At 71.2% G+C, this 12,363-nt stretch carries 8 protein-coding genes; all 8 read right to left on the bottom strand.

Going from position 1 to position 12,363, the window contains the following annotated elements; translation table 11 throughout:
- The 8 genes from ACFY2A_RS25340 to ACFY2A_RS25305 all read right to left on the bottom strand — a co-directional run bounded on the left by ACFY2A_RS25340 (position 1) and on the right by ACFY2A_RS25305 (position 12,138).
- Entirely contained in the window at positions 1-684 is a 684-nt protein-coding gene (locus ACFY2A_RS25340) for a winged helix-turn-helix transcriptional regulator (protein WP_387175127.1), read from the bottom strand.
- A gap of 169 nt (positions 685-853) precedes the next feature.
- Positions 854-1,474: a copper resistance protein CopC gene (locus ACFY2A_RS25335; RefSeq protein WP_387175125.1), complete on the bottom strand. Its 621-nt coding sequence runs from the start codon at positions 1,472-1,474 to the stop codon at positions 854-856.
- The gene (locus ACFY2A_RS25330) at positions 1,435-2,010 is read right to left on the bottom strand and encodes a hypothetical protein (RefSeq protein WP_363920118.1); all 576 of its coding nucleotides are present in this window, start codon (positions 2,008-2,010) and stop codon (positions 1,435-1,437) included. The genes ACFY2A_RS25335 and ACFY2A_RS25330 overlap by 40 nt, the downstream gene beginning before the upstream one ends.
- A 23-nt stretch (positions 2,011-2,033) precedes the next feature.
- Complete coding sequence (locus tag ACFY2A_RS25325; protein WP_363920120.1) at positions 2,034-2,483, bottom strand: acyl-CoA thioesterase; 450 nt, start codon at positions 2,481-2,483, stop codon at positions 2,034-2,036.
- A 1-nt stretch (position 2,484) separates the two neighbouring features.
- Positions 2,485-8,238, bottom strand: a complete 5,754-nt coding sequence (locus tag ACFY2A_RS25320) for an SDR family NAD(P)-dependent oxidoreductase (RefSeq protein ID WP_387175123.1) — start codon at positions 8,236-8,238, stop codon at positions 2,485-2,487.
- Complete coding sequence (locus ACFY2A_RS25315) at positions 8,235-9,212, bottom strand: enediyne biosynthesis protein (RefSeq protein ID WP_387175121.1); 978 nt, start codon at positions 9,210-9,212, stop codon at positions 8,235-8,237. Before ACFY2A_RS25315 ends, ACFY2A_RS25320 begins: the two co-directional genes overlap by 4 nt.
- The gene (locus ACFY2A_RS25310) at positions 9,209-11,164 is read right to left on the bottom strand and encodes a CRTAC1 family protein (RefSeq protein ID WP_387175119.1); all 1,956 of its coding nucleotides are present in this window, start codon (positions 11,162-11,164) and stop codon (positions 9,209-9,211) included. Before ACFY2A_RS25310 ends, ACFY2A_RS25315 begins: the two co-directional genes overlap by 4 nt.
- The gene (locus ACFY2A_RS25305) at positions 11,161-12,138 is read right to left on the bottom strand and encodes a DUF1702 family protein (protein ID WP_387175117.1); all 978 of its coding nucleotides are present in this window, start codon (positions 12,136-12,138) and stop codon (positions 11,161-11,163) included. Before ACFY2A_RS25305 ends, ACFY2A_RS25310 begins: the two co-directional genes overlap by 4 nt.
- Positions 12,139-12,363 lie beyond the last annotated feature (225 nt).

Genomic DNA, 12,363 nt, shown 5'->3' with positions numbered 1-12,363 from the left:
TTACGCGGCGCGCGCCAGCCCTGCCACCGGCCCCGCGTCCAGACCCAAGAGCAGACAGGCCCTTAGCACCGCCGCCATGTCGCCGTCCATCGCCAGCTTGCCGGTCACCATCGCGGCCAGCGGGGTGAGCCGTCCCGCGCCGATCTGCACAAAGGTGGCGGCATCCGTCGTGGCGGTCATCGCCGGCTCCGGGGCCGGGCCCTTGACCGCCCGCGCCGCACCCTCCCGCACGTCGATGTGGAAGACCTCGTCAGCCACGCGGAACTCGTACTGCTCGTTGAGGTCGGGCACGTGCTCGTCCTGGATCATCGCCTCGATCGCCAGGAAACCCCAGTGCGGCCGCACGGTGTCGTCCGCGGAGAGGTTGCCCAGATGGTCCATACCCCACCGGGCGAGACCGAGAACGAGCGGTCGCAACTGCTCGCCGCCCTCGGTCAGCTCGTAAGCCTGCCGTGCGGCGGAACCGGGAGCGTCGACCTGTCGCACGACGCCCTGCTCGACGAGATATTTCAAGCGTTCGGCGAGGAGGTTGGTGCCCACGCCGGGCAGGTCGTTGAGCAGGTTGCCGTAGCGCCGGGGCCCCATCATCAGCTCGCGAACGATCAGCAGGGTCCAGCGTTCACCCAGCACGTCGAGGGCGGCCGCGAGACCACAGTACTGGTTGTAGGTCCGTCGCTTGGTCATGACAATGCCTCCACCGAACTATATTAACCAATAGTATCGGCGGTGGGGCAAGCCGATGTGCCAGCGGGGCGTGCCGGCACCGACGGTACGGGCATCCCCGCTGGTCACCAGCGGTCTGTGGGTGATGACTTCCGGCGCGGCCTCCGCGGGTTCCGGTCCGACGGTGCGGTCAACGACTACTTCCGGTACGTGCTGCTGGTCGCCGCGACCCGCGGCGGATCGCGGCGACCAGCAGCAGAACAGCGATCAGCGCCACGTCGACGGCGATCAGTACGGCACTGACCGCATCCACCGTGCCGTGACGGTGCAGACCACCGGAGGTTGTCTCGGCCGGGGACGACGGTGCGGCGACAGATTCCCCCGGTGCGGCGGTGGTGACCGAGAAAACGTGCTGGCCATTGAGTTCCCGACCGTCGCGGAAGGTGACGTGATAGGCGCTCCGGTAGTGCCCGACCGGCGCGGCGATCGGCAGTCGCAGGGTGGATCCGTCGATTCGGAGGCCGTCGTCCACCCGCTGACCGGTGGCCAGGTCCACCACCGACGCGTGGCTGTCCCGCACGTCGAGCGGTGCGGAGAAGGTGAACGTCACCGCCTCGGGCGCTCGGGACAGGCGGGAACCGTCGGCCGGGGCGACCGCGGTGAGCCGGGGCGGCGCCGAACCGGCCAGGACGGCGAGGACGACCACGGCGACCGCGAGCAGCGTGACCGCGGCGCCGACCAGGGTGGAGCCACCCGGTTTGCGGCGGCCGGTCATCGGACGGCGGCGGGCAACGCCGAGCGGCAACTGCACCACATCCGCTCCCGTTCCGCCGTGTTCGGACGCAGGTGCAGGTACATGGCGACCAGCATCGGCAGGAACACCACCGCGTTGTAGAACAAATGCAGCTCGACCCGGGGCGCGATGAGCTGCACGACGCTTGTCGGTGCGAGGCGATCGGCCAGGTACCAGCCGGTGAGCGCCTGAATCAGCAGTAGCAGGTGTTCGAAGTGGTGCCACACCTGGATCGCCAGGGCGGCCAGCCACCAGTGTCGGGCCCGGCCGACGAAGCCGTGTCGGAGCACCCAGAACCCGACCAGCATGATCAGGGCGTAACCGTAGTGCAGCCATTCCTGCTCCACCAGCCAGGGAAAAGGCATGCCGAGGACGCCGCGGGCCTGCGGCCTGGGCATGTCCAGGATCCAGATCTGTACGGCTTGAACGACGTGCTCGGCCCAGTGGGCGAGGACGATCAGCAGGAACAGGTTGAGCGCGGCCCGATGGTGCGAACCGTTCCAGCTGCCGATCCACCCGGCGGGCCGGGCGGTGGTGCTCTCGTACCTCTTCACAGACGACCTCCAGGCGGTTGGGTTCAGGCGACGGCGCGGGCGTCGGCGTACGCGCCGTAGGGACGTAGGGCACGAACCAGGGCGGGTGGCACCCGGTCGGGCCGGGTGTGCCCGTTGGGACCACGCATGCAGGCGACGCGCTGGCGTCCCCGGGCGATGAGCTGCTCGCCGGCTGCGTCGACGCGCAGGTAGTCGAAGGCGAGTTCGAGTTGGGTCTGGGTCAGCTCTGCCAGCCGCATCCGGACCACCAGTTCGTCGAACGCGGTCACCTCCGCGACGAACTCGCAGTCGACCCGCAGGGTGAACAGCTTCAGGTCGGCGCGAAGGTCCGCCAGGACGTCCGGGGCCCGCTCCCGCAGGAACATCTCCCGACACCGCCCCTGCCAGCGCAGGTAGTTGACGTAGTAGACGTTGCCGACCAGGTTGGTCTCCTCGAAGCCGACCACGTGCCGGTACTCGTAGTACGGGGGCATGTCATCTCTCCCGGTCCTGTAGAACGGCAAGGACAACCGGTTCACCGGCGTCACGGAGGGTCGTGGCCAGCGTCGCGATCCGCAGGTTGCCGGCGTCGAACGTCACCCAGCACGGATCTACGACGGCTCGCAGGGTGAGCGGGCCGGCCGTCGGCCGGCCCACCTTCTGTAGGCACTCGACGGCGGTCCAGACCCGGGTGGCGGCCACGTCGGTGGACTCACCGGCCTCGGTCGCCACCAGCCGGGCCAGGGTCGTGTGGCCGCCCAGCAGGTCGGCCCAGGCCGTCTCGGATCGCGGTGCCACATCCTCCAGGTCGCAGCTGACCTCGGTGTCGGCGGCGACCGCGAGGCTGACCGAGCGACCGTGCGCGACGGAGACCACCGGCGCCACGGCGGCCTCGCCGACCAGTTCGGGCCGGCCGTCGGGGCGATGCCGGAGCTGGACCGGCCGGCCCAGCAGGCGGGAGAGCAGCCCGGCCGAGGACGGTCGATCGCCGCGGTGCGGTTCCACCCCGACGGCGATGCCCGTCCCGAACAGCTCCGCGAGGTGTCGTTCGGCGTACGGTCCGAGCAGGGCCGGCGTCCACGGGCCGTGACCGCCGCGACGACGCACCGCCCGCAACCGCAGCCCTTGCCACACCTCCACGACTCGCCCGCAGCGGTCGCGGACGGCGATGTCGTAGACGTACGTGTCGCCGGACTGCTCGCGTTCACTGGCGGTGAGGGTCAGCGCGCCGGCCGCGGCCAGCGGTGGCCCGGCGCAACGCAGCCGGTCGACACCGACGGGCAGCAGCGTGGCGTCCGGCACGCACACCTGCAGCCCGTGCATGAAGGCGTCCCGGGCTCCGGGATCACCGAGCAGCAGGTCCCCGGGCAGGTAAGCGCTGAACCAGGTGGCACTCTGGTCCGTCGTCACCTCCGCCTCGGTCTCGCGGGCAGCGACGCGCCGGTACCGCCGTAGCCGGCGGAACCGTCCGGACTGGAACAGCGTGTCGCCGTAGAGGTCGCTGGCCGGGTCGAGGGGAACCCGGGCGAGATCCCCGGTCAGGCGCTCGGGACCGTCGGAGGCTGCTCCGTCGGCACCGCCGCGGACGGTGGCCGAGAAGTGGACAACCGCGAAGGCGGTCTCGGCACTGCGGATCTCCACCTCCACCGCGTCGGCCGAGGTGACCAGGGCGGCGACGCGAATCGTGGTACGGCCGCCGGCGGGTACCACGATCGGCCGGCGGAACTCCACCCGCTCGATCAGGCTGATCTCCTTATCCCCGGTCACCGCGCCGGCGACCTGGGCCATCGCCTCCAGCCCGAGAACCGCGGGGAAGAGCAGATCCCCGTCCAGCCGATGGTCTGGCAGGTAGCGGTCGGTGTCGGCACTCAGGTCGACCTCGGTGACCAGTTCCACGCCGGGGTAGTGCACCAAGGGCCGTTCGAGGAAGCGCAGGACGGGCAGCTCCGGCCGGTCGTAGCGGATCGTCTCAAGGCCCCCGGTACGGCCGGTGACGACGAGCACCGGCGGCAGTTGCGCGTCGGTGAGGACCTGGCGCAGCATGCGCACGCCGGCGTCCGGACCGATCGGGGTCACCCCGGCGCGCAGCAGGGACTCGACCACCGACAGCCGCTCCCCCATGCCGACGCCGGACCAGACCGACCATTCGAGGCAGACCGCCCGGCAGTTCGGCCGCTCGCGACCGATTTCGCGGGTCAGCTCGGCGAGCCACTCGTTGGCCAGGGCGTAGTGCGCCTCGCCGCGCAGGCCGGTACGGCCGATGACGCTGCCGAAGGTGACCAGTAACCGGAGCCGGTCGAGGTCGACGGCGTCGAGCAGGGCCCGCAAACCGTCGATCTTCGGAGCGAGGGTACGCCGCAACGTCGCCACGTCCAGCTCGGCCAGCGCGGTCGGCTCGTTGCGGCCGGCACCGTGCAGGATCGCGGTGACCGGCCCCAGTTCCGCCTGGATCCGTGCCACCGCGGCGCGGACGGCGGTCGGGTCGGTGACGTCCGCGCGCACGTAGGTGACGGTCGGGCAGACGTCGCGCAGCCGGTCGAGGTTGGCGGCGAGCGTGGCGTCGGTCGCCGGGTCGGAACGACCGAGGATCGCCAGGCGGGATCCGGTGTCGGCGGTCAGGGCACGGGCGCACTCGGTCGTGATCCCCTTGCCGCCGCCGGCGACCAGCAGGACGTCGTCGGCGCCGAGCGGTGGTCGTCCGCCGGCCGGTGGAGGCGGCGCGGGACGCAGCAGCGGGATCCGGCGGTTGCCGGTGTCGTCGTAGTCCACCTCCGTGAAGCCCGTGGTGGCGCGCACCTCGGCGAGCACCCGGGTCACGGTCTCCGGTGTCAGTGGCGCCCGGATCACCGTGGTACGTAGGTTCCGGGCCTCCAGCCTGGCGGTCTTGGCCAGCCCTGCCGCGCCCCGTCCGCTGTGCAGCAGCACGAGGCGGGCGCCGTCCGGCTGGCGGATGGCCTGCTGCACTCCGGCCAGGGCCAGTTCCAGGACCTCGTCGGGGCGGTTGTCGGGCAGGCAGACCAGCACGCCGGGGCCGACTCCGCCGCATTGCAACGCCTGCCTGAGCGGACCGGCGAGGGGATGCCGGTCCGGGGCGTGGAGCTGCCAGGTTCCGTTCGCCTCGGCGGTGGCGGGCGCGGGCAGCGGCATCGGTTCGAGGTCGACCACGAAGGGACGTACCCAGGTGTCGACGCCCTGCACGGTGGGCACGGTGGGCGCGGTGTCACCGCGACCGAGCTCGTCGAGGGCGTCGGCGAGTTCCCGTACGGTCGCGGTCGCGAAGTTCGTCGGCGCCTCGACGGCGGGTAAACCGAGTTCGCGGGCCGCCTGGTTGACGATCTGCGCGACCGTGATCGAGCTCAGGTGCAGGTCGTCGAGGAGTTGACTGTCGGCGCGTACCAGGTCGGCCGGGAGTTCGGCCCGCTCGGCGGCGAGCCGGCGCAGCATGCTGAGGGCGTCGTCTTCGGCGTCGACGGTGGGCTGCGTGGTGGCGTCCGCCGACGTACCGGCCGTCGCGTCTGGGTCCGGTCCCACGTGCTGCGGAGCCCTCTCACACGGGTTGGCGAGGAACGTCCGTTCGGCGTCGAGCGCGAACGGTCGGGTCAAGCGGCCGTCGAACAACGGACCGAGGCTCATCGGCACACCGGTGACGTGCGCGGCGGCGACCACGCTGAGCAGCGGCTTCAGCGAGTCATGATCGGTGTCGACAGCGACCACGGGTACGTCGGTGAGGTCGCGCACCATCCGGGTCAACACCTGGCCGGGGCCAACTTCGATGAACAGGTCCACACCGGCGGCGGCCGTGGTGACCGCCGAGGCGAATCGAACCGGCTCCAGAATCTGTCTGCGCAGCAGCTCGCCAAGGTCGGTGTCCGGGTCCAGCGGGCCACCGGTGACCGTGGAGACGACCCGGCGTTGCAGTGGTTGCCACGGCACGTCCGTCAACCACTCGCCGAACGCCTCGGCGGCTGGTGCCATCAACGGCGAGTGGAAGGCGTGGGACACGGCGAGCGTGGTGCAGGTGGCTCCCGCGTCCGTGGCTGCCCGGCAGACGTCCCGTACGGCGTCGGCGGGACCGGCGACGACGGTCCGGCGGGGGCCGTTGTACCCGGCGATCACGACAGGAGTGCCGGTGAGCAGTCGACCGACCACGTCGGCGCCGGCGTCGATGCCGGCCATCACCCCTGCCTCGGCGGTCTTCGCCATCGTCGCGCCCCGAGCGGCGGCCATCCGCCAGAGGGTCTCGTCATCCATCGCGCCCGCCCAGTGCAGGGCGGTCAGTTCGCCGAGGCTGTGGCCGACGGCAATGGTCGCGTCCAGGTCCAGGCTGGCCAGTACGCGCAGGGCCGCCATCGAAGCGGTGACGATACGCGGCTGCGCGACGGCGGTGTCGACGATGTCGTCGCCGGGCGACAGTGGCAACCGGCCGTATATCTCCTCGACGGCGGGGAACCGCCGTCGGAAGGCACCCCCGGTGCCACGGCCGGAGCCCTGTCCCGGGAAGAGGAATCCGGTCCTTCCGGGCTGGGTGGGGTGACCGAGGAAGACGCCGGTGGCCGGGTCGACGAGACCGGTTCGGCCGGCGTCGAGGGCGGCCCGGGCGGCGGTGATCGCGCGGGCGGCGCCGGCGGGGTCACCGACCACGAGGGCGGCGCGGTGGGGTCGATCCCGCAGGTCGCGCTGGAGGGCGGCGGCGAGGTCGGTCAGCTCCGCGTACGCCAACCGCGGCGCGAGATCGAGAAGGGTGTCCAGTCGCTGGCGGAGTTCCGTGGCATCGGCGGCGTCCAGGAGCAGCAGTTCGGCGTCCTGTGCGGACGACGACAGCGTCCAGGTGCGGGCGGGTGGACGACGACGGGTGGGTGCACCTTGTTCCAGGACGACGTGCGTGTTGATGCCGCCGAAGCCCATGGCCGTGACTCCGGCCCGGACCTCGCTGCCGGCCGGCCATTCCTCGGCGGTGCGGATGACCCGCAGGGCCCGGCCGTCGCCGTCGAGTTCGGGGTGTGGATCGCGGCAACCGGCCGTGGGGGGCACCACCCCGTGGTGCACGGCCAGTGTGGCCTTGATCAGGCCGGCCACGCCGGCGGCCGCCTTGGTGTGTCCGATCATTGCCTTGATGCTGCCGATGGCGGCGGGTGCCGCGGTGGGATCGGCCGCCCGGCGTGCGGCGGACAGTGCCCGCAGTTCGGTGGTGTCCCCGACGGCGGTGCCGGTGCCGTGACCTTCGAACAGCGCCACGGTCTCGATACCGAACCCGGCCCGCCGGTAGGCACGGCGCAGGGCACGTTGGTAGCCGAGGGCGTCGGGACGGGTGATGCCGCCGCGACCGTCGGAGGAGATTCCCCAGCCGCTGAGCAGGGCGTAGATGCGGCGTCCGGTGCGCCGGGCGTGGGCGGCGCGCATCAGCACGACCATGCCGCAGCCCTCGCCGGGCCAGAAACCGTTGGAGCCGCGGTCGTACACCCGCATCTCGTGGCGGGCCAGGGCGCCGGTCTTGGCGAACCCGACCAGCTCGAAGGGGTCGAGGGAGAGGTCGACACCGCCGGCGAGGACCACGTCGGCGTCCCCGTTGGTCAGGCTGTTCGCGGCGGTGATGACCGACAGCAGGGAGGAGGAGCAGGCACCGTCGACGCTGTAGCCGCCCCCGCCGAGGTCGAAGTGATTGCAGATGCGACCGGCGATGGTGTTGGACAGGCCGCCGGAGAGGGTGTCCTCGTCGATGGGCGGGAAGGGCGACTTGTAGCTGTCCTCCAGTTCGGCGAGGAACTCGGCGAGGCGGTCACCGGTCCAGCCGTGGGCCGTGAGCGCGGCGGCGACGGTGCGACGTACGTACGGCCAGCGCAGCCGCATCACGTTGGCCCGGGTGAACTCGCCGGTCAGGGTGTTGCCGACGACGACCGCGGTCCGTTCCCGGGGCAGCCCGTCGCCGTCGGGGAAGCCGGCGTCGGCGAATGCCCGGGCAGCGACGTCCAGGGCGAGCCAGTGGGTCAGATCGGCGGCCCGGTAGGTGCTGCCCGCGACCCGGAACGCAACGCGGTCGAACTCGTAGCCCTCGATGACGGCGGCCATCCGGCTGTAGAAGCGGTCCGGGGCGGTCGGGTCGGCGGACCAGTAGTCGGCCAGTCGGGTGCGCTCGTCCGGGAGCTGCCGGAACGCACGGCGTCCGGCGAGCACGTTCTCCCACAGTTCGCGGGGGGAGGCGGCGTCGGGGAACCGGCAGCCGAGGCCGACGACCGCGATCTTGTCGTTCATGCCCGTACGACCTCCGGTGTGGGTACCGCGGGTATCGCCGTGGCAGCCGGTACGGCCGGCGCCGCGGACGCCGCCTCGTGGCGTTGCCGGGCCTGCTGGACGACGTGCAGTGCCCAGAGGAATCCGCCCCGGACCAGGCAGACGATGGTGGTGGCGAAGAAGAGTCCGTACACCACGGAGACGGCGGTGAGGGCGCCGTAGACCACGGCGACTCCCGCGCCGAAGGCCAGTTGCGACACCGGTGCCGTGGGAGTGGTACCCGGATCGGTGATCATGTAGTTGGTGAACAGGATGAAGGCGACGCCGGTCATGGTCCCCAGCGCCGCGAGGATCGAGGTGTCGAGGAACAGGCCGCGCACGACGGCCTGGACGGCGAACATGCCCACCCAGCCGATGATCAGCCAGGACCTGCGGGTCATCTTGGCGTTCAGCATGGTGCCGGTGACCAGGATGACGGCCACGATGAGCCAGTCCACCACTCCGGTGACGTTCTCGGTGAAGTGGTACGGCGGTGCCACGCTGACCCAGGGAAAGAGCAGCAGCACGACCACGATGCCCAGGTTGGACGGGTTCATGAAGTGTCTGATCCGGCCCCGGACCGGCGCCTTCAGCAGCCACTTGCCGCTGATCGCGGCGACGACGCCGAGCATCATGACCAAAACCTGGTCGTTGACGTAGAGCAGCATGTTCACGGCGATGCCGCTGATGTGAGCGGGCAGCAGGAAGTCCATCAGCCCGCGGAGGCCACCGCCGCGAAACCGGGGGGCGCGGTCCTCGGCCCGGGCGGCGACGACCTCCAGCAGGAGCTCGGTGGTGTACGCGGTGACCACGGCGATGATCGGCCAGGTCCAGGGTTGTTCGAAGCCGAGGAAGGCGTACCCGACGAGGTTGAAGATGGTGATCGACAACGCGAACCGGCGGAGAGCGGCCAGCCGGAGGTCCCGGTGCGGCCGGGGCGGTGCGCTGGTGGTCATGACTGGGCCTCCTGGGCGTGCGTGCCGAGCCGGACGGTGTGCCAGCCGGGCGCGAGGGTCAGCTGTTGCTCGTGGGTGACACCGGCGCGGTCCCGCCAGGCGAGGTCGACGGTGACGTCGCTACTGACGTCGCCAAGTCCGATGTGGACCTCGAAGCTGCGCTTGCCGGAATGGCCGCTGCCTCCGTCCACCCGGGCGAGTTGCCGACGGCCGTCCGGCATGGTGACGGTGACCTGGGTGCCGACCGCAGGCGAGCCGGCCGGGTCGGCCGGTGTGTCATGGAACAGCCGCAGTCCCAGGAAGGATCCGGGCGTGGGGCTGTCGTTGCGGTAGAAGACCGGGGCGTCCCACTGGCGGGCGACGGCGAAGTCGAGCCGGCCGTCGCCGTCGGCGTCGCCGGTGGCGATGCCGCGGGTGGGGACGGGTACGTCGAGGCCGAGTTCGGCACTGAGGTCGGTGTACCGGTCGTCGGGCCCCTTGACGTGGAAGGCCAGGTGCTGACTGCCGGCAATGTCGTCGCCCGGCCCCACGTTGGGCCACCAGGCGGGATGGGCCAGCAGTTCGTCGTTGCTGGTGGCCAACTCCTGCAACTGTGCCCAGCGATTGACCTCCCCCTTGACGAAGCCGGCGGTCTGCACGATCGCGGGTTGGCCGCTGTTGTCGAAGTCGCCGAGCTTGACGTCCCAGCTCCAGCCGCTCCAGGCCAGTCCGAGTGAGGCGCTGCGGTCCTGCCACGGTGCCTCGCCGTCGCGGAGTCTGCGGCGCAGCTCGGCCTGGTCGTCGGTGGTGCTGACGAAGGCGAAGTTGCTCTCCTGGAGACCGAAGGTGGTGGTGATGTTGCCGACGTACATGTCGTAGACGCCGTCGCCGTTGAGGTCGCCGAAGTCGACGCCCATCCCCTTGAAGGAGTCGTGGCCGAGCAGCTTGGACTTGGGGACGACGGCCCGACTGCCGGTGCCGGTCACCTGCGCGAAGCGGATGTCGCCGGGAGTCGAGCGGTTGTGGAGCAGACGGTCCGGGCCGAAGTCGTTGGCGACGTAGAGTTCGGGCAGTTGATCGCCGTCGAGGTCGTTGGCGGCGGCGGCCAGGGCCCAGCCGCCCGCGACGTCGTCGGTGAAGACGTCGGGTGTCTCGGTGAAGGTGACGGTGGGGACCGCCCCGGCGGTACCGCCGCTCCAGCGCAGGACATGGTTGCGGCCGCCGTTGTAGGCGGTCGACATGGAGTGGTTCATCGACACTCCGCCTCGGACGGTGTCGTCGATGACCGGTCCGTCCGGGAAGTAGTTGCCCACGAAGATGTCGTCGTGGCCGTCACCGTCGAAGTCGGCGACGGCCACCGCGTTGGTGTTCCACCGCGGGCCGTCGTAGTGGCCGGTGGTACCGGTGCCGGGGACGAGCTCGACCGGGCGGTAGCTGTCCGCGGTGAGGCCGGCGGCACCCGCGCGGGCGAGGTAGATCACCGGGGTACGGCCCCACCAGTAGACGAGCAGATCGACGCGACCGTCGCCGTTGAAGTCGCCGGGCACGCATCCCATCGGGGCGATGTGCGGGTTCATCGGCAGCGGGGCGGGGTTTAGGGCGAAGGACCGGTAGCGGTCCTCCCGGGCGCCGGGCGTGGGCGCCACGACGACCCGGTCGATGCGTACGTCGACGAGGCAGAGGTCGTTGGCAAGGCCGTCGCCGTCGAGGTCGTTCATGGCGATGCCGGCTCCGACGGACGAGATCCAGGCGCGGATGTGCTGATAGTCCTGGTTGACCCGGCGAATCCCCTGCTGCGGGAAGCCGCCGGGAATGGAGATGGACAGCGGGGTGAAGCGGTAGGGCCGGGCCAGTTCCGCCCGCTCGGCGGCGGATGCCTCGGGGAGGCGGGCCACCGCGAACAGGCCGATGAGCAGCACGAGGGCGAGGACGCCGGATATCTGTCGGCGGCCCCAATGGACAATGGCGGTCACTGTTGCCTCCCCTGGGTCACGAACGCGTCGGCGATGCGGCTCCGCCACACCTCGAAGGCGGGGTCGGGCCCGTCCGGCGGGAGTCCGACCAGCGCGCGGTCGGTGAGCGAGGCCGCCTCCACCGGGCCGGTGCCGCACAGGACCGCCGTCGCCAGGTGGGTGTGTGGAGTCACCAGGCCCGCGCGGACCCGGGCCTGGGCGGCGAAGGCCGCAGCCTGGGCGACTGCGGCGCGGTGCCGGCCGGCCCGTTGTCCGAACCACTCCAGTTCGGCCCGGTCGGCGCCGCCGGCGTAGGTGGCGGCCAGGCCGGCGCCGCTGAACAGATCCGGGTGACGGGCGGCCGGGAAACGCTCGATGGTGTCCACCACCCGGCGCGGGTCGGTTCCCTCGACGAACCAGATCGCCCGCCCGATGCCCTGGTCGATGGCGCGGAAGGTGTACGGCTGGCGGGTCCAGGACGGCCAGTGGTGCGCCGGGTCCCGGTGCTGGGCCCGGACGTACCGGTCGGTGTGGAAGTAGGCCTGGTGGAAGCCGTATCCGTCCAGGGTCAGCCAGCGCAGCAGGGGATCGTCGGGCAGTACCCGGTGCCGGCGCCAGCGGGGCAGTCGGGCGAGGGCCCAGCCCACGCCCACATGCACCATGTAGCTGTGTCGCTCGGCGCGGCCCCGCAGGAACCGCCGTACGCGGGTCGGCCGGCCCGGGCCGATGCCGTCGAGCACGGCCAGGGCCATGGCGGCGCCCTCGTAGGCGAAGCCCCGGTACCCGGGGGTCACCTGCTCGAGGGGGTGTTCGACCTCGCGGGGTGCTCGGGCGTCCAGGGCGTGACCGAATCCGGTGAGAAAGGTCCTGCCAATCGTCTCCAGCAGTTCCTTCGACGCGACGTCCTTTGGCGGAAATCCGCGTTTCGCCAGGGTGGTCTCCGAATGGTCCGGCATGAGCACCCGACGGCGGATCCACCGTAATGCACTGGGCACAGCCCACCCCCAACGAAAAAGGTCACGGAGCGACCCCGAATGGCGGGCGGTTGATTGTGAGAGCCGGCCGGAGCGGGATCGGAAATGGTGCCGGGAACCTGATTCGGCCCCGTTGCCACTCATCCTCACCGACAGTGCGCGTCTATTTCCACTCTCACCTTGCGGCGTCGGCCGTGACGCGGTGCCGGCGGCCCGGGACGGTTGCCCGTACCCGGGCCGGCAGCC

It is taken from the genome of Micromonospora sp. NPDC000442, from assembly GCF_042898635.1.
Taxonomy (GTDB): Bacteria; Actinomycetota; Actinomycetes; order Mycobacteriales; family Micromonosporaceae; genus Micromonospora.
The sequence above is the reverse complement of the archived record's forward strand: the minus strand, read 5'-3'. Positions and strand labels throughout refer to the sequence as shown.

Coding starts and splice junctions, on each gene's coding strand:
- ACFY2A_RS25340 (WP_387175127.1), bottom strand. CDS start 684: ATGACCAAGCGACGGACCTACAACCAGTACTGTGGTCTCGCGGCCGCC.
- ACFY2A_RS25320 (WP_387175123.1), bottom strand. CDS start 8,238: ATGAACGACAAGATCGCGGTCGTCGGCCTCGGCTGCCGGTTCCCCGAC.
- ACFY2A_RS25325 (WP_363920120.1), bottom strand. CDS start 2,483: ATGCCCCCGTACTACGAGTACCGGCACGTGGTCGGCTTCGAGGAGACC.
- ACFY2A_RS25315 (WP_387175121.1), bottom strand. CDS start 9,212: ATGACCACCAGCGCACCGCCCCGGCCGCACCGGGACCTCCGGCTGGCC.